The organism is Pantoea sp. AS-PWVM4 (assembly GCF_000468095.1).
Lineage (GTDB): Bacteria > Pseudomonadota > Gammaproteobacteria > Enterobacterales > Enterobacteriaceae > Pantoea > Pantoea phytobeneficialis.
The window spans coordinates 109,866-134,873 of sequence record NZ_ASZC01000014.1 but is presented as its reverse complement, the minus strand read 5'-3'; the positions used below and the strand labels follow the sequence as shown (position 1 = coordinate 134,873).

The following is a 25,008-nucleotide window of genomic DNA, read 5'->3' as shown; positions in this document are numbered from 1 at the left end:
TATGCGTCGTATTTTATCGGTACTGCTGGAGAACGAATCCGGCGCATTGTCCCGCGTGGTTGGCCTGTTTTCGCAACGCGGCTACAACATTGAAAGCCTGACGGTAGCGCCAACTGATGATCCCACCCTGTCACGTATGACGATTCAAACCGTCGGCGATGAAAAGGTGCTGGAGCAGATCGAGAAACAACTGCACAAGTTAGTTGACGTGTTACGTGTCAGCGAGCTGGGGCAGGGTGCCTACGTTGAACGTGAAATCATGCTGGTGAAAATCCAGGCGACCGGCTATGGCCGCGAAGAAGTGAAACGCAGCGCGGAAATTTTCCGTGGGCAGATCATCGACGTGACGCCAACGCTGTACACGGTTCAGCTGGCAGGCACCAGCGACAAGCTGGATGCGTTTCTTAACACTGTCCGTGACGTAGCGGAAATTGTTGAAGTGGCACGTTCCGGTATCGTTGGTGTATCGCGCGGCGATCGCATCATGCGTTAATCACCGTCAGTAACAGACAGTCACGATGCTAACCCGGCGTAATGCCGGGTTTTTTTATTTTATGCGCTTGAACAAGCTGACGGATAAAAGCGGTTGCTCAGCGTAGTTTTCTGCGGTTAGATGTTACAAATGTTTTACCCTTAGCTACTCTGCGGGCATTTCCGCCACAGGGCTTATCAGGAATTAAGGTGTCATCGTGAAACTGGATGAAATCGCGCGCCTGGCTGGCGTGTCGCGCACTACGGCCAGCTATGTGATCAATGGCAAAGCGCGGCAATATCGTGTCAGCGACAAAACCGTCGAGAAAGTGATGGCGGTGGTGCGTGAGTACAATTATCACCCGAATGCCGTGGCGGCGGGCCTGCGCGCCGGGCGTACCCGTTCCATTGGGCTGGTGATCCCCGATCTGGAAAACACCAGCTATACGCGCATTGCCAATTACCTTGAACGCCAGGCGCGGCAGCGTGGATATCAACTGCTGATCGCCTGTTCTGAAGATCAGCCTGATAACGAGATGCGCTGCATTGAACATCTTTTGCAGCGTCAGGTTGATGCGATCATTGTTTCTACTTCACTACCGCCGGAACACCCGTTTTATCAGCGCTGGATCAACGATCCGCTGCCGATCATTGCGCTGGACCGTGCGCTGGATCGTGAACATTTTACCAGCGTGGTCGGTGCCGATCAGGATGATGCCCAGCAACTGGCCGCTGAATTGCGTCAGCTGCCGGTGAAAAACGTCCTGTTCCTTGGCGCGCTGCCGGAACTGTCGGTGAGCTTCCTGCGCGAAATGGGTTTCCGTGAGGCGTGGAAAGGCGACGAGCGCCCAATCGATTATATCTACTGCAATAGCTTTGAACGCACGGCTGCCGCGGCGCTGTTCGAGAAATATCTGGAAGATCATCCTATGCCAGAGGCATTGTTCACCACCTCATTTGGTCTGTTACAGGGGGTGATGGATGTAACGCTGAAACGTGACGGGCGTCTGCCAACCGACCTGGCGATTGCCACCTTTGGCGACCACGAATTGCTGGATTTCCTTGAGTGTCCGGTACTGGCCGTAGGGCAGCGTCATCGTGATGTTGCGGAACGCGTGCTTGAACTTGTTTTAGCGTCACTGGATGAACCCCGAAAACCGAAGCCGGGTTTAACCCGAATTCGGCGTAATTTATTTCGCCGTGGTCAATTAAGCCGTCGGACAAAATGAATCGGTGGGGTGGCGTGCTGCCCCACTTTATTAACCAGCCGGTTAATTTTCCCTGCCATCATTCAGGTAAAAAAGCGTAAATTTTCACCTGATTTGCTAACAAATTAAACTGCCTGGCTTTTCTTATTTGTTTACATCTTCGGCAGCAGCGGGTAGCAGAGCTGTCGCGATGGTGCTGGGCTTCTTTTCGGAAATCCCCTAAAATGCAGCCGCTGTCGCATAACGCGGGATATTTATCTTAACGGGGCAACGCGCTTTATTTTTCGCCATTTTTCATGACGCGAAAATTTTTATTCCATTATTCATCAGGTTAATTTTTATTTTGCCATTCATCGTCTTCTTCCACCCTTCTTTGAATAATTTCACCCGCTGTAAAGAGTGATATTCACTCGCCGTTGCGGCTTGACAAGGATTTCATCGGCTCCGTAAACTCTTTTCGTGGTAAAATGTGGGATAAAGTGGTGAAAAAGGGTATCTGAGGGGTGAGGCTGGCATGTTCCGTGGGGCAACGTTAGTCAATCTCGACAGCAAAGGGCGACTGGCCGTACCAACACGCTATCGTGAATTGCTGATCGCAGAGTCTCAGGGTCAAATGGTTTGCACCATCGACCTCCATCAGCCCTGCCTGCTGCTTTATACCCTGCCCGAATGGGAAATCATTGAGAAAAAGCTGTCTCGCTTATCCAGCATGAACCCCGCCGAGCGTCGCGTGCAGCGTCTGCTGTTGGGGCATGCCAGTGAGTGTCAGATGGATAATGCAGGTCGCTTGTTGTTGGCAAATACCCTTCGCCAACATGCGAGCCTGACGAAAGAAGTGATGCTGGTCGGCCAGTTCAACAAGTTTGAACTGTGGGATGAACAGACCTGGTATCAACAAGTTAAGGATGATATTGACGCAGAACAGTCAGCTCAGGAACCTTTATCTGAGCGGTTGCAGGACTTGTCGCTATAGCTATGCAGGAAAATTTCAAACACACCACAGTGCTGCTGGATGAGGCGGTAAACGCTCTCAATATCAGGGAAGACGGCATATACATTGACGGCACTTTTGGTCGCGGTGGTCACTCCAGATTGATCCTTTCGCAACTTGGCGCGAACGGGCAGCTACTGGCGATTGATCGCGATCCGCAAGCCATAGCCGCAGCCGCTGAGATAAAAGATCCGCGCTTCTCGATCGTGCATGGGCCGTTTTCGGCACTGGCGGAATACGTAACCGAGCGCGGGCTGACCGGCAAGATCGACGGCGTTTTACTCGATTTAGGCGTGTCATCGCCGCAGTTGGATGACGCAGAACGTGGTTTCTCTTTCATGCGTGATGGGCCGTTGGACATGCGCATGGACCCGACGCGTGGCCAGTCAGCGTCGGAATGGTTACTCAGCGCTGAAGAAGCCGATATCGCTTTTGTGCTGAAGACCTACGGTGAGGAACGTTTTGCCAAGCGCATTGCCCGGGCGATTGTCGAGCGCAACCGCGAGCAGCCGATGACGCGCACCAAAGAGTTGGCTGAAGTGATTGCTGCGGCAACACCGGTAAAAGATAAATTCAAGCATCCGGCGACCCGCAGTTTTCAGGCGATTCGTATCTGGATCAACAGTGAACTGGAAGAGATCGACACCGCGCTGAAAGGGGCGTTGTCAGTACTGGCACCTGGCGGCAGATTGTCCGTGATCAGCTTCCACTCACTGGAGGATCGCCTGGTGAAACGCTTTATGCGCGATCAGAGCCGTGGTCCGCAAGTACCGGCAGGTATCCCAATGACCGAAACGCAGTTGAAGGCGTTGGGTGGTCGGGAACTGAAAACGCTTGGCAAGCTGGTGCCGGGCGAAGCCGAAGTCGCTGATAACCCACGCGCACGCAGTTCGGTGCTGCGTATTGCTGAAAGGACAGCGTCATGATCGGAAACGAGCGTCATAGCCTGCCCGGTGTCATTGGTGGCGATCTGCTGCGTTTTGGCAAGATTCCGGTGCTGTTGCTGGTGGCGGTCCTGATTTCCGCGATGCTGGTGGTCACGACCACGCATAAGACGCGTCGTCTGACGGCAGAACGTGAACAGTTGGTGCTGGAGCGTGATGCCCTGGATATTGAGTGGCGCAACCTGATTCTGGAAGAGAACGCACTCGGCGATCACAGCCGGGTAGAACGAATCGCAACCGAGAAATTGCAAATGCAGCATGTCGATCCTTCACAGGAAAACATTGTGGTGCAGCAATAAGGAATCTCAGAACCTGATGAGCGGCGCAAGCAAAACGCTGAAGTTAAAAAAACCGGAAGATAAGGCCAGCTTTGTAAGCTGGCGTTTTGCGTTGCTGTGCGGCTGTATTTTACTGGCGCTGGGTGGCCTGTTATCGCGTGTTGCCTGGTTGCAGGTGATTAATCCTGACAAACTGGTGAAAGAAGGGGATTTGCGTTCACTGCGTGTGCAGGCAGTCCCTACCGCGCGTGGCATGATCAGCGATCGCGCCGGGCGTCCGTTGGCGGTCAGCGTGCCGGTGAACGCCATCTGGGCCGATCCGAAAGAACTGAATGAACACGGCGGTGTCTCCGTCGATAGCCGCTGGAAAGCGCTGTCGGATGCGCTGTCGATCCCGCTCGACCAACTCGCCTCACGCATCAACGCCAACCCGAAAGGGCGTTTTGTTTATCTGGCCCGTCAGGTGAACCCGGCGATCGGCGAATATGTCAAAAAACTCAAGCTTCCAGGTATCTATCTGCGTGAAGAGTCTCGCCGCTACTATCCGGCTGGTCAGGTTACTGCCCACCTGATTGGCTTTACCAATATCGACGGTCAGGGCATTGAAGGCACAGAAAAAAGCTTCGACAAATGGCTGACAGGTGAACCTGGCGAACGTACGGTGCGTAAAGATCGTTACGGTCGCGTGATTGAAGATATCTCCTCGGTGGATAGCCGCGCCGCCCATAACCTGACGCTGAGCATTGATGAACGTTTGCAGGCGCTGGTGTATCGCGAACTGAATAACGCGGTGGCCTTTAACAAAGCCGAATCGGGTTCTGCGGTGTTGGTGGACGTTAACACCGGTGAAGTGCTGGCGATGGCTAACAGCCCGGCCTATAACCCGAACAACCTTGCCAACACGCCAAAAGATGTGATGCGTAACCGCGCTATTACCGACATCTTCGAGCCGGGCTCCACCGTTAAGCCGATGGTGGTGATGACTGCCCTGCAACGCGGCGTGGTGAAAGAAAACAGCGTACTGAATACCGTGCCTTATCGTATCAATGGTCATGAGATCAAAGATGTGGCGCGCTACAACGAATTGACCCTGACCGGGGTCCTACAGAAGTCGAGTAACGTCGGGGTTTCACGTCTGGCGTTAGCGATGCCGTCCTCAGCACTCGTAGACACTTACGCGCGCTTTGGGCTGGGTAAGGCGACCAATTTGGGGTTGGTCGGAGAAAGCAGTGGCTTATATCCTCAAAAACAACGGTGGTCTGACATAGAGAGGGCCACCTTCTCTTTCGGCTACGGGCTAATGGTAACGCCGTTACAGTTAGCGCGAGTCTACGCAACCATTGGCAGCTATGGCGTCTATCGTCCGCTGTCGATTACCAAGGTTGATCCACCGGTTGCCGGTGAACGTGTTTTCCCGGAAGACCTGGTGAAAACCGTGGTGCATATGATGGAAAGCGTTGCTCTGCCGGGTGGCGGTGGCGTTAAGGCCGCCATCAAGGGCTATCGCATTGCGATCAAAACCGGTACCGCGAAGAAAGTCGGTCCCGATGGACGTTACGTCAACAAATACATTGCTTACACCGCAGGCGTAGCGCCTGCCAGTCATCCTCGTTTTGCTTTGGTGGTGGTGATCAACGATCCCCAGGCCGGTAAATATTATGGTGGTGCGGTCTCCGCGCCGGTGTTTGGTGCCATCATGGGCGGCGTACTGCGTACCATGAACATCGAACCCGATGCGCTACCGGTAAATGATAAGAACGATTTGGTGAAGAACCAGAGTGAGGAATCAAGTGACAGATCGTAACCTGCGCGACTTACTGGCCCCTTGGGTGCCGGGCGCGCCGGCGCGTCCACTCCGTGACATGACACTGGATAGCCGCTCTGCGGCTTCTGGCGATCTGTTTATCGCCGTGGCGGGCCATCATGCTGATGGACGTCGATTTATTCCGCAGGCTATTGCCCAAGGCGTGGCGGCAGTGATTGCCGAAGCCGAAGGTGAAGCCAGCGATGGAGATATCCGCGAGATACATGGTGTCCCGGTTATCTATCTGGCGCAGTTGCCGCAGCGTCTCTCGGCACTGGCTGGACGCTTTTATCAGCAACCTGCTGAAAAACTGAAATTAATTGGTGTCACCGGCACCAACGGCAAAACCACCACCACCCAATTGATCGCGCAGTGGGCCAATCTGCTGGGCGAGACGGGCGCGGTGATGGGGACGGTGGGTAATGGTCTGTATGGCCAACTGGCACCGACGGAAAATACCACCGGTTCCGCCGTGGATGTTCAGCATGTCCTGCACGACCTGGTAGGCCAGGGCGCAACGCTGGCGGCGATGGAAGTGTCGTCGCATGGCCTGGTACAGCATCGTGTTGCTGCTCTGCCGTTTGCTGCTGCGGTGTTTACCAATCTGAGTCGCGATCACCTCGATTATCACGGTGATATGCAAAGCTACGAAGCGGCCAAATGGTTGTTGTTCTCTGAACACCATGTTGGTGCGGCGATTATCAACGCGGATGACGAGGTTGGACGTCGCTGGCTGGCAAACCTGCCGGATGCCGTTGCCGTCACCATGGCGGATAACCTGCAACCCGGTTGTCATGGCCGCTGGCTGAAAGCCACCGCCGTAAACTATCACGATGGCGGGGCGCATATCCGCTTCAGCTCCAGTTGGGGTGATGGCGAGTTTGACAGCCGCCTGATGGGGGCTTTTAACGTTAGCAACCTGTTGCTGGCTTTGGCAACGCTGCTGTCGCTGGAATACCCACTGGATGCCCTGGTCAGCAGCGCATCGCAGTTACTGCCGGTCACAGGTCGTATGGAAGTGTTTAGTGCGCCGGAAAAACCTACGGTAGTGGTTGATTACGCCCATACGCCAGATGCGCTGGAGAAAGCGCTGGAAGCAGCGCGCCTGCACTGTAAAGGTCAGTTATGGTGCCTGTTTGGTTGTGGTGGCGATCGCGATAAAGGCAAGCGCCCGCTGATGGGGGCGATTGCTGAACAGTTTGCTGACGTGGTGGTGATCACCGATGACAACCCACGTAGTGAAGATCCGCAGGCAATCGTGAATGACATCTTGACCGGATTGCTCGACCCTGGCCGCGCGCGCGTGGTAGCGGGGCGGGCGCAGGCGGTCACCAACGCCATTATGCAAGCCAAAGCCGAGGATATCGTGCTGGTGGCAGGTAAAGGGCACGAAGATTATCAGATCGTCGGCAATCGCCGCCTGGACTATTCCGACCGCGACACGGTCGCCCGTTTACTGGGGGTAATGGCATGATCCCGATTTCCCTCGACACACTGGCTAACGTCAGTGGCGGTACGTTGTACGGAAGCGATGCAACCGTCAACGACGTGGTCACCGATACCCGAAAAGTGACAGCAGGGTGCCTGTTTGTCGCCCTGGTAGGTGAGCGCTTTGATGCACACGACTTTGTCGGCGATGCGATCGCCAGTGGCGCGCAGGCGTTGCTGGTAAGTAAGCACTTGCCTGTGGCTGTACCGCAGGTCGTGGTGGCCGATACCCGTATCGCTTTTGGTCAACTGGCTGCCTGGGTGCGCCAGCAGGCAAAAGCCCGTGTGGTCGCGTTGACCGGCTCGTCCGGCAAAACCTCGGTTAAAGAGATGACCGCGGCGATTCTGCGCGAGTGTGGTGAGACGCTGTATACCGCCGGTAACCTGAATAATGACTTCGGCGTGCCAATGACGCTGCTGCGTTTGACCAAAGACCATGACTACGCGGTAATTGAGCTGGGTGCGAACCACCAGGGCGAGATTGCCTACACCACCGATTTAACACGCCCGGAGACGGCGCTGGTGAATAACCTTGCCGCAGCGCATCTGGAAGGTTTCGGTTCGCTTGCCGGTGTCGCCAAAGCCAAAGGTGAGATTTTTGGTGGCTTACCAGAGCATGGCACGGCCATTATCAACGCCGACAGCAATGATCTGGCGAACTGGCAACCGTTGCTGGCGGGTAAAACCTTGTGGCGTTTTTCACCACAACCGCAGGCTGAGGTGGAGTTTGGTGCCAGCGATATCCAACTGCGCGCCGATGCCACCGCATTCACGCTGCACACCCCGCACGGTGATATCGCGGTGACGCTACCGCTGCCGGGCCGCCACAATATTGCCAACGCCCTGGCCGCAGCCGCGTTGGCACTGTCGGTAGATGCACCTCTCAGCGCAATTCAGGCAGGTCTGACGAAATTACAGCCGGTTCCAGGCCGCCTCTTCCCGGTTCGTCTGGCTGAGCATCAACTGCTGATTGATGATAGCTACAACGCCAATGTGGGATCGATGACTGCTGCCGCGCAGGTGCTGGGCGATATGCCGGGCTATCGCGTCATGGTGGTCGGCGATATGGCGGAACTTGGTGATGAGACGGAGTCCTGTCACCGTCAGGTCGGCGAGGCGGCGAAAGCCGCTGGAATTGATTGTGTACTGAGCACCGGACGCTTTAGTCAGTTGATCAGTGAAAATAGTGGCAATGGCGAACATTTCGCCAGCAAAGCCGCGCTGATTGAACGTTTACGGACGTTATTGTCCGAACATCAGGAGTTAACGATTTTGATTAAAGGTTCGCGTAGTGCCGCCATGGAGCAGGTAGTACAGAGCTTACAGGAGAAAGGAACATGTTAGTTTGGCTGGCCGAGCATCTGGTCGCACTTTATTCCGGCTTTAACGTCTTTTCCTATTTGACGTTTCGCGCCATTGTCAGCCTGCTGACCGCTCTGTTCCTCTCTCTGTGGATGGGCCCACGCCTGATTGCCTGGCTGCAAAAGCTGCAAATTGGTCAGGTAGTACGTAACGATGGCCCTGAGTCGCACTTCAGTAAGCGCGGCACCCCGACAATGGGCGGCCTGATGATTCTCACTTCCATCACTGTATCGGTGTTGATGTGGGCATATCCGTCCAACCCGTATGTCTGGTGCGTATTGGTGGTACTGGTTGGATTCGGTGTGATTGGCTTTGTCGATGATTACCGCAAAGTGGTACGCAAAGACACCAAAGGGTTAATCGCCCGCTGGAAATACTTCTGGATGTCGGTGATTTCGCTCGGTGTGGCGTTCGCGCTCTACCTGGCGGGTAAAGACACCCCGGCGACAGAGCTGGTGGTGCCGTTCTTCAAAGACATCATGCCGCAGCTGGGGCTGTTTTACATTCTGCTGGCTTACTTTGTGATTGTAGGGACGGGGAACGCCGTCAACCTGACCGACGGTCTGGATGGTCTGGCAATCATGCCGACCGTGTTCGTCGCTGCCGGCTTTGCGTTGGTTGCCTGGGCGACCGGTAACGTGAAGTTTGCTGAGTATCTGCATATCCCTTATCTGCGTCATGCGGGGGAACTGGTGATCGTGTGTACCGCGATTGTCGGTGCAGGCCTCGGTTTCCTGTGGTTCAACACCTATCCGGCGCAAGTTTTTATGGGTGATGTCGGTTCGCTGGCGCTGGGTGGCGCGCTCGGTACCATCGCGGTGTTGCTGCGTCAGGAATTTTTGCTGGTGATCATGGGTGGCGTGTTCGTGGTGGAGACGCTGTCAGTGATCCTCCAGGTGGGGTCGTTCAAGCTGCGCGGACAACGCATTTTCCGCATGGCACCGATTCACCATCACTATGAATTGAAAGGCTGGCCGGAGCCGCGCGTGATCGTGCGCTTCTGGATTATTTCGCTGATGCTGGTGCTGATTGGCCTGGCAACGCTGAAGGTACGTTAATCATGGCTGACTATCGGGGCAGAAAAGTCGTCATCATCGGGTTGGGGCTGACCGGCCTCTCCTGTGTTGATTTCTTTTTAGCGCAGGGCGTAACGCCCCGCGTGATGGACACCCGTGTGTCACCGCCGGGTCTGGATAAGCTGCCAGAACAGGTGGAGCGCTATGTCGGTGGACTGAACAACGACTGGTTGCTGGCGGCCGATTTAATTATCGCCAGCCCAGGTATTGCCCTTGCGCACCCGGCCTTGAGCGAAGCGGCAGATGCCGGTATCGAAATCGTGGGTGATATCGAGCTGTTCTGTCGTGAAGCGCAGGCACCGATTGTGGCGATTACCGGCTCTAACGGTAAAAGCACCGTGACCACCCTGGTGGGGGAAATGGCGCGTGCCGCAGGCTGGCAGGTGGGTGTGGGTGGCAATATCGGTTTACCGGCGTTGTCACTGCTGAAATCCCCGGCTCAGCTGTACGTGCTGGAACTCTCCAGCTTCCAGCTGGAAACCACCTACAGCCTGAAAGCCGCTGCGGCGACCATCCTCAACGTGACGGAAGATCATATGGATCGCTATCCGTTGGGCATGCAGCAGTACCGCGCTGCCAAACTGCGCATCTACGAAAACGCCCGGATATGTGTGGTTAACGCCGATGACGGCATGACCATGCCGGTACGCGGTGCCGATACCCGCTGCGTCAGCTTTGGTATCGATATCGGTGATTATCATCTCAACCGGCAGCAGGGCAGTACCTGGTTGCGTGTGAAAGGTGAGAAGGTGCTGAACACCGACGAAATGAAGCTGGTGGGGCAACACAACTACACCAATGCGTTAGCGGCGCTGGCGCTGGCTGATGCGGTAAATATCCCGCGAGCCTCCAGCCTGAAAGCGCTGACCACCTTTACCGGCTTGCCGCATCGCTTCCAACTGGCGCATGAAGCGCACGGTATTCGTTGGATTAACGACTCCAAAGCCACCAATGTTGGCAGCACTGAAGCCGCGTTGAATGGTTTGCAGGTCAAAGGCACGCTGTGGCTACTGCTGGGCGGCGATGGTAAATCCGCTGATTTCAGCCCGTTGGCGCGTTATCTGCAAGGTGACAACGTGCGACTGTTCTGCTTTGGCCGTGACGGCGATGCACTGGCGGCCTTACGGCCGGACGTTGCTACCCGCACTGAAACCATGCAGCAGGCAATGGAACAGATCGCGCAGCAGGCAAAAGCGGGCGATATGGTGCTGCTGTCACCAGCCTGCGCCAGCCTCGATCAGTTCCGTAATTTTGAACAGCGTGGCGATCAGTTCGCGCAACTGGCGAAGGAGTTAGGCTGATGCGCATTCCCGGTGCCGGAGTAGCCAGCTTCCTTTCCCTGCGCCTGAAAGATTGGGTGATGGGCGCGCGGGAAAACGAAGATGCGCCGGTGGTGCTGTACGACCGCACGCTGCTGTGGCTGACGTTTGGTCTGGCCCTGGTAGGCTTCATTATGGTGACCTCGGCCTCAATGCCGGTGGGGCAGCGCTTGAATGAAGACCCGTTCTATTTTGCCAAGCGTGATGCTTTTTATATCGCACTGGCGTTCGGTATGGCGCTGGTCACTTTGCGCGTGCCGATGGATTTCTGGCAACGCTACAGCAATGCCATGCTGGTGGTGTCCGTAGTGATGCTGCTGGTGGTGCTGGTGGTGGGTAGCTCGGTCAACGGTGCATCGCGCTGGATTGCATTGGGACCGCTGCGTATTCAGCCTGCGGAGCTATCGAAGCTGTCGCTGTTCTGCTATCTCGCCAGCTATCTGGTGCGCAAAGTGGAAGAGGTGCGTAACAACTTCTGGGGCTTCTGTAAACCGATGGGCGTGATGGTGGTGCTGGCGGTGTTACTGCTGGCGCAGCCCGACCTCGGAACGGTGGTGGTGCTGTTTGTCACCACGCTGGCGATGCTGTTTCTGGCAGGCGCGAAGTTGTGGCAGTTCCTCGCAATCATCGGTTCCGGTATTTTCGCCGTGGTGCTGCTGATTATCGCGGAACCCTATCGTATGCGTCGTGTGACGTCGTTCTGGAACCCGTGGGAAGATCCGTTTGGTAGCGGCTACCAGTTAACCCAGTCATTGATGGCGTTTGGCCGTGGTGAGTTCTGGGGGCAGGGGCTGGGCAACTCGGTGCAGAAACTGGAATATCTGCCGGAAGCGCATACCGACTTTATCTTCTCCATCATCGGTGAAGAATTGGGTTATGCCGGTGTGGTTTTGGCGCTGTTGATGGTATTCTTCGTCGCTTTTCGCGCGATGTCGATTGGCCGTCGCGCGCTGGAGATCGACCAACGTTTTTCCGGCTTTCTGGCCTGTTCCATCGGCGTATGGTTCAGCTTCCAGGCATTGGTTAACGTCGGGGCGGCTGCCGGTATGCTGCCGACCAAAGGTCTGACGTTACCGCTAATTAGTTACGGTGGTTCCAGTTTGATCATTATGTCGACGGCCATCGTGTTTTTGTTGCGCATAGATTATGAAACGCGTCTGGCGAAAGCCCAGGCGTTTACCCGAGGTGGTCGATGAGTGGGAAGCGACTGATGGTGATGGCAGGTGGAACCGGTGGACATGTGTTCCCTGGTCTGGCTGTCGCCCATCATCTGATGGAACAGGGCTGGCAGGTACGCTGGCTGGGGACCGCCGATCGCATGGAAGCCGATCTGGTGCCAAAACATGGTATCGAGATTGATTTTATCCGCATCAGCGGATTACGTGGCAAAGGGGTGAAAGCCCAACTGCTGGCACCGCTGCGCATCTTTAATGCCTGGCGTCAGGCGCGCCGCATCATGAAGGACTGGCAGCCAGATGTGGTATTGGGTATGGGCGGTTATGTGTCTGGCCCTGGTGGTCTGGCGGCATGGAGCTGCGGTATCCCGGTGGTGCTGCATGAACAGAACGGTATCGCCGGGCTGACCAACAAATGGCTGGCAAAGATCGCCAGCAAAGTGATGCAGGCTTTTCCCGGCGCATTCCCCAATGCGGATGTGGTCGGAAACCCGGTACGTACCGATGTGTTGGCGCTGCCGTTACCTGCTGAACGCCTGACTGGGCGTAGCGGTCCGGTGCGTGTGCTGGTCGTAGGGGGCAGCCAGGGGGCGCGCATCCTCAATCAGACGCTGCCGCAGGTTGCCGCTGAACTCGGTGATGTCATCACGTTATGGCATCAGACCGGCAAAGGTGCGCTGGAGACGGTGCAACAGGCGTATCGCGATGCGGGTCAGCCGCAGCATAAAGTCACCGAGTTCATCGATGACATGGCTGCTGCTTATGCCTGGGCTGATGTGGTGGTGTGCCGTTCCGGTGCGCTGACCGTCAGTGAAGTGGCCGCCGCAGGCTTACCGGCGATTTTCGTGCCTTTCATGCATAAGGATCGTCAGCAGTACTGGAATGCGTTGCCGCTGGAGCAGGCGGGCGCAGCCAAAATTTTTGAGCAGCCGCAGTTCACCGCGGCTGTGGTCGCGGAGACGCTGCGCCACTGGGATCGCGCTACCTTGCTGGAGATGGCAGAAAAAGCCCGCCAGGTGGCGATTCCCGATGCAACTGAACGGGTTGCTCAGGAAGTTGCGCGCGCCGCGAAGTAAGTTAATCGGTCAGTCAGATTGACCCGTACCTGGTTCAGGTACAAATGGAAAACACAGGTAACAGAGACAGATGAATACACAACAATTGGCAAAACTGCGTTCCATTGTGCCCGAGATGCGTCGCGTCCGGCACATCCACTTTGTCGGCATTGGCGGTGCTGGCATGGGCGGTATTGCCGAAGTGTTGGCGAACGAAGGTTATCATATTAGCGGTTCCGATTTGGCACCCAACCCGGTGACGCAGCATCTGGCATTGCTGGGCGCAACGATCTATTTCAACCATCGCCCGGAAAACGTGACCGATGCGAGTGTGGTGGTGGTCTCCACTGCCGTGGCGCAGGACAACCCGGAACTGGTGGCGGCGCGTGAGCAGCGTATCCCGGTGATTCGTCGCGCAGAGATGCTGGCGGAGCTGATGCGCTTCCGCCACGGCATCGCGATTGCCGGTACGCACGGCAAAACCACCACTACCGCGATGGTAGCCAGTATTTATGCCGAAGGTGGCCTGGATCCGACCTTCGTCAACGGTGGCCTGGTGAAAGCCGCAGGTACCCATGCACGGCTGGGCAGCAGTCGTTATCTGATTGCTGAAGCGGATGAAAGCGATGCGTCGTTCCTGCATTTGCAACCGATGGTGGCGATTGTCACCAATATCGAAGCCGATCATATGGATACCTATCAGGGCGATTTCGAGAACCTGAAACAGACGTTTATCAATTTCCTGCATAACCTGCCGTTCTACGGCCGTGCGGTGATGTGTGTCGATGATGTGGTGATCCGCGATCTGATCCCGCGCGTCGGCCGTCAACTCACCACCTATGGTTTTAGCGAAGATGCTGATGTGCGCATCGAAAATTATGAGCAGCGTGGTGCTCAGGGGCACTTCACCCTGATTCGTCACGACAAGCCAGTGCTGCATGTGACGCTGAATGCGCCGGGTCGCCATAACGCGCTCAACGCAGCGGCTGCGGTGGCGGTAGCGACTGAAGAAGGCATCGACGACAACGCGATTCTGGCTGCGCTCGAAAGCTTCCAGGGCACGGGCCGACGTTTTGATGTGCTGGGTGAGTTTGATACCGCCCCGGTTAACGGTACGCCGGGTAGCGCGATGCTGGTCGACGATTATGGTCATCACCCCACCGAGGTGGATGTGACGATCAAAGCTGCGCGCGCTGGCTGGCCAGAGAAAAAACTGGTGATGGTATTTCAGCCGCATCGCTACACGCGCACCCGCGATCTGTTTGACGACTTTGCCAACGTGTTGTCACAGGTGGATGTGTTGCTGATGCTGGATGTGTATCCGGCGGGCGAAGCCGCGATTCCGGGAGCGGATAGCCGTTCGCTGTGCCGCGCGATTCGTGGTCGCGGCAAAGTTGACCCGATTCTGGTGTCTGAACACGATGCGCTGCCAGAGACGCTGGCACCCCTGTTGAGTGGCAACGACCTGGTGATTGTTCAGGGCGCAGGTAATATTGGCAAAATCGCGCGCAAGCTGGCGGAAATCCGTTTACAGCCCGCAGTGAAGGCGGAGGTGCGCAATGGCTGAGAAGGTTGCGGTTTTGTTTGGCGGCACCTCGGCGGAGCGTGAAGTTTCGTTGATGTCCGGTAGCGCGGTGCTGGCTGGATTGCGCGAGATGGGTATTAACGCGCATCCGGTGGATACGCGCGATGTTTCAGTTCTCACCCTGAAACAACAAGGATTTGATAAAGCTTTCATTGCCCTGCATGGTCGTGGCGGTGAAGACGGTACTTTGCAGGCGGTGCTGGAATTCCAGCAGATCCCCTACACCGGCAGCGGTGTTATGGCCTCGGCGATCACTATGGATAAACTGCGCAGCAAATTGCTGTGGCAGGGCAGGGGATTGCCGGCTGGAAAATTTGTCTGGCTGACGCGTCAGCAGCAGGAAAATGGGCTGGATGCGCAGACGTTGGCCGATATTGATGCACTGGGCTTACCGGTGTTCGTCAAACCAAGCTGCGAAGGTTCAAGCGTGGGGATCAGCCGGGTTAATACGCGCGATGCGTTACCGGCGGCGCTGGCAGAAGCGTTTCGTCACGATGATGACGTGCTGGTGGAAGCGTTTTTGAGTGGTGCGGAATACACCGTCGGCATTTTAGGCGACCAGATTCTGCCATCCATCAAAATTCAAACCGCCAGTGAGTTCTATGACTATGAAGCAAAATACATTTCTGACGATACTCAATACTTCTGCCCGAGCGGCTTGAGTGCTGAGCGTGAAGCAGAATTGCAGGCGTTGGTACTGGCGGCCTGGCGGGCATTAGGTTGCAGCGGCTGGGGACGAGTGGATGTGATGGTCGACGGTGAGGATAATTTCCAGCTGCTGGAAGTGAATACTTCGCCGGGAATGACCAGCCATAGTCTGGTGCCGATGGCAGCGAAGCAGGCGGGACTCAGCTTCCCGCAGCTGGTTGCCCGTATTCTGGAGTTGGCCGACTGATATGTCACAGGCGGCGCTGAACGTACGCAACCGCGAACCCCAGGAGCGCACGCGCTCCGGGCGTAGCAACGGTGCCCGGCTTTTCGGCATCGTGTTCCTGCTGATTGTGTTAGGCATTATGGTGGCTGGCGGGCTGGTGGTGTTGAAGTGGATGAACGATGCATCTCGCCTGCCATTATCGAAACTGGTGGTGACCGGTGAAACGCATTACACCACGCACGATGACATTCGCCAGGCGATTTTGTCACTCGGCGCACCGGGTACCTTTATGTCGCAGGATGTCGACATTATCCAGCAGCAAATTGAACGTTTGCCGTGGATTAAACAGGTCAGCGTGCGTAAGCAGTGGCCTGATGAGCTGAAGATTAACCTGGTGGAGTATGTTCCAGTGGCACGCTGGAATGACCTGCACATGGTGGACGCTGATGGTGTCTCCTTCAGTATCCCGGCCAGTCACATTGGTAAAGAAACCATGCCAATGCTGTACGGGCCGGAAGGCAGTGAGAAAGAGGTGCTGGCCGGGTATCACACCATGAGTGATGTACTGAAGGCCAGCAAGTTTACCCTGAAGGTCGCGTCGATGACGGCGCGGCGCTCGTGGCAGCTGGTGACCAGCGATGATGTGCGCATCGAGTTGGGACGCAGCGATACCATGAAGCGTCTGAACCGTTTTATTGAGCTCTACCCGGAACTGCAACAGCAGGCCCAGAGCGGTAACAAGCGCATCAGCTATGTCGATTTGCGCTATGACTCGGGTGCTGCCGTAGGATGGACACCGGCACCGTTAGAGCCACAGGAAGTCAATCAGCAACAGAACCAGGCACAGGCTAAACAACAATGATCAAGGCAACGGACAGAAAACTGGTAGTAGGACTTGAAATCGGCACCGCGAAGGTCGCCGCCCTGGTTGGGGAAATTCTGCCCGATGGTATGGTCAACATTATTGGGGTGGGCAGCTGCCCGTCTCGCGGTATGGACAAAGGTGGCGTGAATGACCTTGAGTCGGTGGTGAAATGCGTGCAGCGCGCCATCGATCAGGCTGAACTGATGGCAGATTGCCAGATTTCTTCCGTCTACCTTGCTTTATCGGGCAAACATATCAGTTGTCAGAACGAAATCGGGATGGTTCCGATTTCCGAAGAGGAAGTCACTCAGGATGATGTAGAGAACGTGGTGCATACCGCTAAATCGGTTCGCGTTCGTGATGAACATCGTATCCTGCATGTGATTCCGCAGGAATATGCCATCGACTACCAGGAAGGCATTAAGAATCCGGTTGGGCTGTCCGGTGTGCGCATGCAGGCGAAAGTTCATTTGATCACCTGCCACAACGATATGGCGAAAAATATCGTGAAAGCGGTGGAACGATGCGGTCTGAAAGTGGACCAACTGATTTTTGCCGGTTTGGCTTCCAGCTTCTCGGTGTTGACGGAAGATGAGCGCGAATTGGGCGTGTGCGTGGTCGACATCGGTGGCGGTACTATGGATATCGCGGTGTATACCGGCGGCGCGCTGCGTCACACCAAAGTGATCCCGTATGCCGGGAATGTGGTGACCAGCGATATCGCTTACGCTTTTGGTACACCGCCGACGGACGCTGAAGCGATTAAAGTTCGTCATGGCTGCGCGCTGGGTTCCATCGTCGGTAAAGACGAGAATGTGGAAGTCCCGAGTGTGGGTGGACGCCCACCGCGTAGTTTGCAGCGTCAGACGCTGGCAGAAGTGATTGAGCCGCGTTACACCGAACTGCTGAATCTGGTGAATGACGAGATTCTGCAATTGCAGGAACAGCTGCGCCAGCAGGGCGTGAAGCACCATCTGGCAGCCGGTATTGTGCTGACCGGTGGCGCGGCGCAGATTGAAGGCCTGGCGGCCTGCGCCCAGCGTGTTTTTCACACGCAGGTGCGTATTGGTCAGCCACTGAACATCACCGGCCTGACGGATTATGCGCAGGAGCCGTACTATTCAACCGCAGTTGGTCTGCTGCATTACGGCAAAGAGTCACATATGAATGGTGATGCGGAAACGGAAAAACGTGCTTCAGTGGGTAACTGGTTCAAACGAATCAACAGCTGGCTGAAGAAAGAGTTTTAATTTTTGTAAAAGGGGATCATGCTGGCAGTTTTTATGATCTCCAGGCGACAGGCACATAACGGAGAGAAATCATGTTTGAACCTATGGAATTGACCAATGACGCGGTGATTAAAGTCATCGGCGTCGGCGGTGGCGGTGGCAACGCCGTAGAACACATGGTACGCGAGCGTATCGAAGGTGTGGAATTCTTCGCTGTGAACACCGACGCGCAGGCGTTACGTAAAACGGCGGTCGGCCAGACTATCCAGATCGGGACCAATATCACCAAGGGTCTGGGTGCGGGTGCAAACCCGGAAGTCGGTCGCACCTCAGCGGAAGAAGATCGCGAAGCACTGCGTTCTGCGCTGGATGGGGCAGACATGGTGTTTATTGCGGCGGGCATGGGCGGCGGCACCGGTACGGGTGCGGCACCGGTGGTTGCAGAAGTCGCGAAAGATTTGGGTATCCTGACCGTTGCGGTGGTGACTAAGCCCTTCAACTTCGAAGGTAAAAAGCGCATGGCTTTTGCCGAGCAGGGTATCGCTGAACTGTCGAAGCATGTCGATTCACTGATCACGATTCCGAACGACAAGCTGCTGAAAGTGCTGGGTCGTGGCATTTCTCTGCTGGATGCCTTCGGTGCAGCTAACGACGTACTGAAAGGTGCGGTGCAGGGTATCGCCGAGCTGATTACCCGTCCGGGTCTGATGAACGTTGACTTCGCCGACGTACGTACGGTGATGTCAGAGATGGGTTACGCCATGATGGGTTCTGGCGTGGCATGTGGTGAAGACCGTGCGGAAGAAGCGGCCGAAATGGCGATCTCCAGCCCGCTGCTGGAAGATATCGACCTGTCTGGCGCGCGTGGGGTGCTGGTTAACATCACCGCTGGCTTCGATCTGCGTCTCGACGAGTTCGAAACCGTGGGTAACACCATCCGTGCCTTCGCTTCAGACAACGCTACCGTGGTAATCGGTACTTCTCTGGATCCAGAGATGAACGATGAACTGCGTGTGACCGTGGTCGCGACCGGTATCGGTATGGACAAGCGTCCGGAAATCACCCTGGTGACCAACAAACCGGCCAGCCAGCCAGTGATGGACCATCGTTACCAGCAGCATGGCATGGCGCCGCTGCCGCAGGAGCAAAAACCTGCTGCGAAAGTGGTTAACGACCCGGCTGCTTCGTCAAGCAAAGAGCCTGACTATCTGGATATTCCGGCGTTTCTGCGTAAGCAGGCCGACTAAGAATATCCCGAGAATTGGGATTCTCCGCTCTTTGTGCTAAAGTGTTCGCCCGCCGGTAATTTATACTGGCGGTCGGATGGGTAATATTGCGAGATAATGCGATGATCAAACAAAGGACATTAAAACGTATTGTTCAGGCGACTGGCGTCGGTTTACATACCGGCAAAAAAGTCACGCTGACCTTACGCCCTGCGTCGGCTAATACCGGGGTCATCTATCGTCGCACAGACTTGAATCCACCGGTAGATTTCCCGGCTGATGCAAAATACGTGCGCGACACCATGCTGAGTACTTGCCTGGTGAATGATGAAGGCGTGCGTATTTCGACCGTAGAACACCTGAATGCCGCGCTGGCGGGTCTGGGTATCGACAACATCATTGTTGAAGTTGATGCGCCGGAAATCCCGATCATGGACGGCAGTGCTGCACCTTTTATCTATCTGCTGATGGATGCGGGCATCGAAGAGCTGAACAGCGCGAAGAAATTTGTGCGTGTTAAGCAAGCGGTGCGCGTTGAAGATGGCGACAAGTGGGCAGAGATTAAACCGTACAATGGTTTCTCACTCGACTTCACCATCGATTTCAAACATCCGGCAATTGATTCAAGTTCGCAGCGCTATCAGCTGAACTTCTCGGCCGAGGCGTTTGTTCGCCAGATCAGCCGTGCGCGTACTTTCGGCTTTATGCGTGAAATCGAATATCTGCAGTCTAAAGGCCTGTGCCTGGGCGGTAGTTTAGATTGTGCGATTGGCCTCGATGATTTCCGCGTACTGAACGAAGAAGGTCTGCGCTTTGAGGATGAGTTCGTTCGTCACAAAATGCTGGACGCGATCGGCGACCTGTTTATGTGCGGCCACAACGTTATTGGCGCGTTTACCGCCTTTAAATCAGGCCATGCATTGAACAACAAGCTGCTGCAAGCGGTACTGGCGAAGCAGGAAGCCTGGGAATGGGCAACCTTCGAAGACGAAGCTGAACTGCCGCTGGCATTCAAAGCACCCAATCTGGTTCTGGCGTAAGTCAGACATAAAACGGCGGGTCTCCCTGACACTCTCTCCGGTCAGTGGAACCTGCCGTTTTTTTATTCTCTATCCTTTCTGCGTAACGACTCGCATTTCACTGCCAACACGGGTTAGTTCTTGTACGAAAAAGCGTGAATTCGCCCGACGACCATTGAATCACTGGTGTGGAAGCCACACATAAATGCTATTATCAGGCGCCTGAATTGGCAGGGTAAGTACCGCCGCAGGCGGGAATACTATTTTACTGAAGCATTGTGGACGGGTTGTGATCGGGATTTTCTCACGCTGGCGACAATTTGGCAGACGCTACTTCTGGCCGCATCTCCTGTTGGGGATGGTTGCAGCCAGTTTTGGCTTGCCCGCGTGTGCGCAAACCTCCGAACCTACTTCCGCTGATACGCCTGTCAGCAGCCTGTTTGTCGGTAATATCGTCCGTTTCGACCACCTGATCCGTCTCCAGGAAACGGCACGCCGCCCAAGTTTTAATGTCGATTACTGGCATCAACATGCCATTCGCACCGTTATTCGCCATCTCTCTTTCAGCATGACGCCACCGGCGCAGGCGCAGAGTGATCAGGCGGCTCCGCTGGCAGCACAAAAGCTGGCGCTCATCGATTCATTACAAGCATTGCTGACTTCACCGGCGATGCCACAGATGGTTGCCGAACCGCAACGTGCTGTTCGCGTCTCAGAACCGCAAATTAATACCCCCGCTTTCTGGTTGTCTGCTCTTCAGGGCATTCGCGCCGGACCTTCATTGCTCAACTGCTAACCTTTTTCACTCACTTTGTTTAGATTGCGCAGTTCGTGGTGTCACGACTGAATTGAGAAAATAATTATCATGTTAATCAAATTATTAACTAAAGTTTTTGGTAGTAGCAATGATCGTACTCTGCGCCGCATGCGCAAAGTCGTGGATGTCATCAATAAGATGGAGCCGGATTTTGAAAAGCTCTCCGATGACGAACTGAAAGCGAAAACGGGTTTATTCCGCGAGCGTCTGGAAAAAGGTGAAAGCCTGGAAAGCTTGATCCCGGAAGCCTTCGCCACCGTACGTGAGGCAAGTAAGCGTGTGTTTGGCATGCGCCACTTCGACGTGCAGTTGATTGGCGGCATGGTACTCAACGAACGTTGCATCGCTGAGATGCGTACCGGTGAAGGTAAAACCCTGACAGCTACGCTGCCTGCTTACCTGAATGCCCTGAGTGGCAAAGGCGTCCACGTCGTAACCGTGAACGATTACCTTGCTCAACGTGACGCCGAAAATAACCGTCCGCTGTTTGAATTCCTTGGTCTGACCGTGGGTATCAACCTGCCAGGTATGCCGTCAATTGCCAAACGCGCTGCCTATGCTGCCGATATCACCTACGGTACCAACAACGAGTATGGTTTCGACTATCTGCGTGACAACATGGCTTTCAGCCCGGAAGAGCGCGTGCAGCGTAAACTGCATTATGCGCTGGTGGATGAGGTCGACTCCATCCTGATCGATGAAGCGCGTACGCCGCTGATCATCTCTGGCCCGGCTGAAGACAGCTCTGACCTGTATATCAAGGTCAACAAAATCATCCCGCACCTGATCCGTCAGGAAAAAGAAGATTCCGATACTTTCCAGGGCGAAGGTGACTTCTGGGTGGATGAAAAAGCGCGTCAGGCACATATGACTGAGCGCGGTCTGGTTAAAGTCGAAGAACTGCTGGTTAGCCAGAACATTATGGATGAGGGTGAATCTCTCTATTCACCGACCAACATTATGCTGATGCACCATGTCACTGCGGCTCTGCGTGCGCATGCGTTGTTCACCCGTGACGTTGACTACATCGTTAAAGATGGTGAGGTTGTGATCGTTGATGAACACACCGGTCGTACGATGCAGGGTCGTCGTTGGTCAGATGGTCTGCATCAGGCGGTTGAAGCCAAAGAAGGCGTGGAGATCCAGAACGAAAACCAGACGCTGGCGTCCATCACTTTCCAGAACTATTTCCGTATCTACGAAAAACTGGCCGGTATGACCGGTACAGCGGATACCGAAGCTTTTGAATTTAGCTCGATCTACAAACTCGATACCATCGTGGTGCCAACCAACCGTCCGATGGTGCGTAAAGATATGGCCGATCTGGTCTACATGACCGAGAAAGAGAAGATTGATGCCATCATTGAAGATATTCGTGCCTGTACTGCCAATGGGCAGCCGGTGCTGGTGGGTACTATTTCAATTGAAAAATCTGAAGTGGTATCCAACGAACTGACGCGTGCCGGCATCAAACACAGCGTACTGAACGCCAAATTCCACGCCCGCGAAGCAGATATCGTGGCACAGGCTGGTCAGCCTGGTGCTGTGACCATCGCCACAAACATGGCGGGTCGTGGTACTGACATTATGCTGGGTGGTAACTGGCATGCGGAAGTGGCGGAGCTGGAAGCGCCAACCGACGCACAGATTGAAGAAATCAAAGCCGCCTGGCAGCAGCGTCATGAAGCAGTTCTGGCCGCCGGTGGTTTACATATCATCGGTACTGAGCGCCATGAATCCCGTCGTATCGATAACCAGCTGCGTGGCCGTGCGGGCCGTCAGGGTGACGCCGGTTCTTCACGTTTCTACCTGTCAATGGAAGATGCATTGATGCGTATCTTCGCCTCTGATCGTGTCTCTAACATGATGCGTAAGCTGGGGATGAAGCCAGGTGAAGCGATTGAACACCCGTGGGTAACCAAAGCGATTGCCAATGCGCAGCGTAAAGTAGAAAGCCGTAACTTCGACATCCGTAAGCAGCTGCTTGAGTATGATGATGTTGCTAACGATCAGCGCCGCGCGATCTACAGCCAGCGTAACGAGCTGCTGGATGTGTCTGACGTATCAGAAACCATCAACAGCATCCGTGAGGATGTGTTTAAAGCAACCATCGACACCTATATTCCGCCGCAGTCGCTGGAGGAAATGTGGGATGTGCCTGGCCTTGAAGAGCGTCTGCGTACTGATTTCGACCTGGATCTGCCGATTGCGGAATGGCTGGATAAAGAACCTGACCTGCATGAAGAGACGCTGCGCGAGCGCATCATGAAGCATGCGACAGAAAGCTACGCTGCCAAAGAAGAAGTGGTGGGCGTGGAAATGATGCGTAACTTTGAAAAAGGCGTGATGCTGCAAACGCTGGACTCACTGTGGAAAGAGCATCTGGCGGCGATGGATTATCTGCGTCAGGGTATTCATCTGCGTGGTTACGCGCAGAAAGATCCGAAGCAGGAATACAAGCGCGAATCTTTCTCCATGTTTGCCGCCATGCTGGAATCGCTGAAATACGAAGTGATCAGCACCCTGAGCAAAGTTCAGGTGCGTATGCCGGAAGAAGTTGAAGCGATGGAGCAACAGCGTCGTGAAGAAGCTGAGCGTCTGGCACAGCAGCAGCAGTTGAGTCATGTGGATGATGAGACCGCAGCGGCTGCCGCGCTGGCGGCGCAGGGCGGCGAACGCAAGGTCGGTCGTAACGATCCTTGCCCGTGTGGTTCAGGTAAAAAATATAAGCAGTGCCACGGCCGTCTGGCCTGATAAAGAAAGGAGCCGATTGGCTCCTTTTTTTATGCGTTTTCACGGTGACTGCTTTAGAATCAGCGACTCATTTTATTCTTTTAGCGGAATTCAGCTTATGAAACACCTGCAAGTCGCGGTGGGCATCATTCGCAATGCCAGTCACCAGATCTTCCTTGCTCAACGTGCAGCAAGTTCCCACATGGCTAACAAATGGGAGTTTCCTGGCGGCAAAATCGAACAGGACGAAACCGCTGAACAGGCGTTGAAGCGTGAGCTAATGGAAGAGACGGGTATTGAAGTGACGGCAGCTCAGCCAATTGGGCAGGCTGATCACAGCTATGAAGATTTGCGTGTCACGCTGCATTTCTTTCTGGTGGAAGGTTGGCATGGCGAGCCCTGGGGTAAGGAAGGGCAGCCGCAACGCTGGGTCGAACAAACAGCCTTGGTTGCAGAAGAATTCCCACCCGCAAACCATGCATTGATTGCACGCCTGGTGGCGGGCGAAATCTGATATCAGGGGCCAGGCCCCTGATAGTTACTGTTGTTCTTCGCTCCAGTCGTCGCTGTCGGTCATATCACCGCTGCTCGCAATACGTTTTTCTTCTGCTGCCCATTCGCCTAAATCAATCAGCTGGCAACGTTTGCTACAAAATGGGCGCCAGGGACTCAGTTCGTCCCACATCACGTCTTTACCGCAATTGGGGCAAGGTACAACAATCATCTCTTCCTGCATAACATCCTCTAACAACAGGCCAGTTCAAAGTTAAGTCGTTCGGGTACTTCACCACGTTCACTGTCAAGCGGCAGGAAGCGAATGGCATAACGGCTCTTATGGCCGGAGACTTGCGGATATAAGGCATCTTCCAGTGTGAGTTGCAGCCGCAACAAATCAGCACCTTCGGCGTTATCCTGATAAAACCCGTTCAGGCTGGTTTGATTGCGAAACACACCCGATTGGCGAACTAAATCAAGGATCATCGCAAGGCTGTTACGCAGTGGATTAAGCGATTCCAGCCAGGCGTTGACCTGTGCATCACGCATCGTTTGTTCGAGATGCAACCAAATATGCAGGCCGGGCAAATCAAAACTACAGCAACCACCAGGAATGCTCAGGCGCTGACGAACCAGCCCAATCAGACGATCTTCACGTAATTGCTGGCCCATACGGGGTGCCTGCAACAGCTCGCTCGATTGCTGTTTTAGCTGTTTGCTTAACGTCTGCACTCGTTGCAGATCCACTCCCGGGACATCGAGCCAGGCGCGCAATTTTTGTTGCTGGCGTTCCTGTTCTTTCAGCAGTTCAGTGCGCATGTCACCCCGTTCAAAGATGTCCAGCAAATCGGCAAGAATGCGGAAGACACCCAGTGCGGAAACGGAACTGGTGACGGGGATGGTTTCGTGCAATTGGTTAAGCAGAAATTCGACGCGTAACCAGGTACGCATTTTCTCATTCAGGGGATGTTCAAACAGAACGACTGTACTCATG

General features: G+C 55.0%; 23 protein-coding genes. 21 read left to right on the top strand and 2 right to left on the bottom strand.

Translation table 11 applies throughout. The annotated features are described in order from the left end of the window. Position 1: 1 nt before the first annotated feature. From ilvN to mutT, 21 genes are all read left to right on the top strand, one after another. Positions 2-493 (top strand): acetolactate synthase small subunit, encoded by a 492-nt coding sequence (gene ilvN, locus L579_RS13325; protein WP_021184749.1) that lies wholly within the window; start codon positions 2-4, stop codon positions 491-493. Positions 494-689: 196 nt separating this feature from the next. Next, complete coding sequence (gene cra / locus L579_RS13320; RefSeq protein WP_021184748.1) at positions 690-1,700, top strand: catabolite repressor/activator; 1,011 nt, start codon at positions 690-692, stop codon at positions 1,698-1,700. A gap of 493 nt (positions 1,701-2,193) precedes the next feature. Next, entirely contained in the window at positions 2,194-2,652 is a 459-nt protein-coding gene (mraZ, locus tag L579_RS13315; RefSeq protein ID WP_021184747.1) for a division/cell wall cluster transcriptional repressor MraZ, read from the top strand. 2 nt (positions 2,653-2,654) lie between these two features. Further along, on the top strand, positions 2,655-3,596 hold the full coding sequence (gene rsmH / locus L579_RS13310) for a 16S rRNA (cytosine(1402)-N(4))-methyltransferase RsmH (protein WP_021184745.1): 942 nt from the start codon (positions 2,655-2,657) through the stop codon (positions 3,594-3,596). Next, on the top strand, positions 3,593-3,913 hold the full coding sequence (gene ftsL, locus L579_RS13305) for a cell division protein FtsL (protein WP_021184744.1): 321 nt from the start codon (positions 3,593-3,595) through the stop codon (positions 3,911-3,913). The genes rsmH and ftsL overlap by 4 nt, the downstream gene beginning before the upstream one ends. Before the next feature lie 16 nt (positions 3,914-3,929). Then, positions 3,930-5,696, top strand: coding sequence for a peptidoglycan glycosyltransferase FtsI (locus tag L579_RS13300; protein WP_021184743.1), 1,767 nt, complete (start codon positions 3,930-3,932; stop codon positions 5,694-5,696). Then, positions 5,683-7,170, top strand: a complete 1,488-nt coding sequence (gene murE / locus L579_RS13295) for a UDP-N-acetylmuramoyl-L-alanyl-D-glutamate--2,6-diaminopimelate ligase (RefSeq protein WP_021184742.1) — start codon at positions 5,683-5,685, stop codon at positions 7,168-7,170. The genes L579_RS13300 and murE overlap by 14 nt, the downstream gene beginning before the upstream one ends. Then, complete coding sequence (gene murF, locus L579_RS13290) at positions 7,167-8,528, top strand: UDP-N-acetylmuramoyl-tripeptide--D-alanyl-D-alanine ligase (RefSeq protein ID WP_021184741.1); 1,362 nt, start codon at positions 7,167-7,169, stop codon at positions 8,526-8,528. The genes murE and murF overlap by 4 nt, the downstream gene beginning before the upstream one ends. After that, on the top strand, positions 8,522-9,604 hold the full coding sequence (gene mraY / locus L579_RS13285; RefSeq protein WP_013507854.1) for a phospho-N-acetylmuramoyl-pentapeptide-transferase: 1,083 nt from the start codon (positions 8,522-8,524) through the stop codon (positions 9,602-9,604). Before murF ends, mraY begins: the two co-directional genes overlap by 7 nt. 2 nt (positions 9,605-9,606) lie before the next feature. Then, on the top strand, positions 9,607-10,923 hold the full coding sequence (murD, locus tag L579_RS13280; protein ID WP_021184740.1) for a UDP-N-acetylmuramoyl-L-alanine--D-glutamate ligase: 1,317 nt from the start codon (positions 9,607-9,609) through the stop codon (positions 10,921-10,923). Next, positions 10,923-12,137 (top strand): cell division protein FtsW, encoded by a 1,215-nt coding sequence (gene ftsW / locus L579_RS13275; protein WP_021184739.1) that lies wholly within the window; start codon positions 10,923-10,925, stop codon positions 12,135-12,137. Before murD ends, ftsW begins: the two co-directional genes overlap by 1 nt. Next, the gene (gene murG / locus L579_RS13270) at positions 12,134-13,192 is read left to right on the top strand and encodes an undecaprenyldiphospho-muramoylpentapeptide beta-N-acetylglucosaminyltransferase (RefSeq protein WP_021184738.1); all 1,059 of its coding nucleotides are present in this window, start codon (positions 12,134-12,136) and stop codon (positions 13,190-13,192) included. The genes ftsW and murG overlap by 4 nt, the downstream gene beginning before the upstream one ends. Before the next feature lie 70 nt (positions 13,193-13,262). Further along, entirely contained in the window at positions 13,263-14,738 is a 1,476-nt protein-coding gene (gene murC / locus L579_RS13265; RefSeq protein ID WP_021184737.1) for a UDP-N-acetylmuramate--L-alanine ligase, read from the top strand. Then, complete coding sequence (locus L579_RS13260; protein WP_021184736.1) at positions 14,731-15,651, top strand: D-alanine--D-alanine ligase; 921 nt, start codon at positions 14,731-14,733, stop codon at positions 15,649-15,651. The genes murC and L579_RS13260 overlap by 8 nt, the downstream gene beginning before the upstream one ends. Before the next feature lies 1 nt (position 15,652). After that, positions 15,653-16,492 carry a cell division protein FtsQ gene (gene ftsQ / locus L579_RS13255; protein ID WP_021184735.1) on the top strand — a complete coding sequence of 280 codons (840 nt, stop codon included), beginning with the start codon at positions 15,653-15,655 and terminating at the stop codon, positions 16,490-16,492. After that, complete coding sequence (gene ftsA / locus L579_RS13250) at positions 16,489-17,745, top strand: cell division protein FtsA (RefSeq protein WP_013507861.1); 1,257 nt, start codon at positions 16,489-16,491, stop codon at positions 17,743-17,745. Before ftsQ ends, ftsA begins: the two co-directional genes overlap by 4 nt. 71 nt (positions 17,746-17,816) lie before the next feature. After that, positions 17,817-18,971, top strand: a complete 1,155-nt coding sequence (ftsZ, locus tag L579_RS13245; protein WP_021184734.1) for a cell division protein FtsZ — start codon at positions 17,817-17,819, stop codon at positions 18,969-18,971. Between the two features lie 101 nt (positions 18,972-19,072). Continuing rightward, positions 19,073-19,990: a UDP-3-O-acyl-N-acetylglucosamine deacetylase gene (gene lpxC, locus L579_RS13240; protein ID WP_021184733.1), complete on the top strand. Its 918-nt coding sequence runs from the start codon at positions 19,073-19,075 to the stop codon at positions 19,988-19,990. 268 nt (positions 19,991-20,258) lie between these two features. Continuing rightward, positions 20,259-20,765 (top strand): secA translation cis-regulator SecM, encoded by a 507-nt coding sequence (gene secM / locus L579_RS13235; protein WP_021184732.1) that lies wholly within the window; start codon positions 20,259-20,261, stop codon positions 20,763-20,765. Positions 20,766-20,834: 69 nt separating this feature from the next. Continuing rightward, positions 20,835-23,540, top strand: a complete 2,706-nt coding sequence (secA, locus tag L579_RS13230; protein WP_021184731.1) for a preprotein translocase subunit SecA — start codon at positions 20,835-20,837, stop codon at positions 23,538-23,540. 97 nt (positions 23,541-23,637) lie between these two features. Beyond that, entirely contained in the window at positions 23,638-24,033 is a 396-nt protein-coding gene (mutT, locus tag L579_RS13225; protein ID WP_021184730.1) for an 8-oxo-dGTP diphosphatase MutT, read from the top strand. Between the two features lie 24 nt (positions 24,034-24,057). On the opposite strand, the gene yacG is transcribed toward mutT, so the two are convergent. Beyond that, on the bottom strand, positions 24,058-24,255 hold the full coding sequence (gene yacG / locus L579_RS13220) for a DNA gyrase inhibitor YacG (RefSeq protein WP_021184729.1): 198 nt from the start codon (positions 24,253-24,255) through the stop codon (positions 24,058-24,060). An 8-nt stretch (positions 24,256-24,263) separates the two neighbouring features. Beyond that, the gene (gene zapD / locus L579_RS13215) at positions 24,264-25,007 is read right to left on the bottom strand and encodes a cell division protein ZapD (RefSeq protein WP_021184728.1); all 744 of its coding nucleotides are present in this window, start codon (positions 25,005-25,007) and stop codon (positions 24,264-24,266) included. Between the last annotated feature and the right edge of the window lies 1 nt (position 25,008).

Coding starts and splice junctions, on each gene's coding strand:
- mraZ (WP_021184747.1), top strand. CDS start 2,194: ATGTTCCGTGGGGCAACGTTAGTCAATCTCGACAGCAAAGGGCGACTG.
- ftsW (WP_021184739.1), top strand. CDS start 10,923: ATGCGCATTCCCGGTGCCGGAGTAGCCAGCTTCCTTTCCCTGCGCCTG.
- ftsL (WP_021184744.1), top strand. CDS start 3,593: ATGATCGGAAACGAGCGTCATAGCCTGCCCGGTGTCATTGGTGGCGAT.
- L579_RS13300 (WP_021184743.1), top strand. CDS start 3,930: ATGAGCGGCGCAAGCAAAACGCTGAAGTTAAAAAAACCGGAAGATAAG.
- rsmH (WP_021184745.1), top strand. CDS start 2,655: ATGCAGGAAAATTTCAAACACACCACAGTGCTGCTGGATGAGGCGGTA.
- zapD (WP_021184728.1), bottom strand. CDS start 25,007: ATGAGTACAGTCGTTCTGTTTGAACATCCCCTGAATGAGAAAATGCGT.
- murF (WP_021184741.1), top strand. CDS start 7,167: ATGATCCCGATTTCCCTCGACACACTGGCTAACGTCAGTGGCGGTACG.
- murD (WP_021184740.1), top strand. CDS start 9,607: ATGGCTGACTATCGGGGCAGAAAAGTCGTCATCATCGGGTTGGGGCTG.
- ftsZ (WP_021184734.1), top strand. CDS start 17,817: ATGTTTGAACCTATGGAATTGACCAATGACGCGGTGATTAAAGTCATC.
- ftsQ (WP_021184735.1), top strand. CDS start 15,653: ATGTCACAGGCGGCGCTGAACGTACGCAACCGCGAACCCCAGGAGCGC.
- ilvN (WP_021184749.1), top strand. CDS start 2: ATGCGTCGTATTTTATCGGTACTGCTGGAGAACGAATCCGGCGCATTG.
- mutT (WP_021184730.1), top strand. CDS start 23,638: ATGAAACACCTGCAAGTCGCGGTGGGCATCATTCGCAATGCCAGTCAC.
- yacG (WP_021184729.1), bottom strand. CDS start 24,255: ATGCAGGAAGAGATGATTGTTGTACCTTGCCCCAATTGCGGTAAAGAC.
- murC (WP_021184737.1), top strand. CDS start 13,263: ATGAATACACAACAATTGGCAAAACTGCGTTCCATTGTGCCCGAGATG.
- lpxC (WP_021184733.1), top strand. CDS start 19,073: ATGATCAAACAAAGGACATTAAAACGTATTGTTCAGGCGACTGGCGTC.
- secA (WP_021184731.1), top strand. CDS start 20,835: ATGTTAATCAAATTATTAACTAAAGTTTTTGGTAGTAGCAATGATCGT.
- L579_RS13260 (WP_021184736.1), top strand. CDS start 14,731: ATGGCTGAGAAGGTTGCGGTTTTGTTTGGCGGCACCTCGGCGGAGCGT.
- mraY (WP_013507854.1), top strand. CDS start 8,522: ATGTTAGTTTGGCTGGCCGAGCATCTGGTCGCACTTTATTCCGGCTTT.
- ftsA (WP_013507861.1), top strand. CDS start 16,489: ATGATCAAGGCAACGGACAGAAAACTGGTAGTAGGACTTGAAATCGGC.
- murG (WP_021184738.1), top strand. CDS start 12,134: ATGAGTGGGAAGCGACTGATGGTGATGGCAGGTGGAACCGGTGGACAT.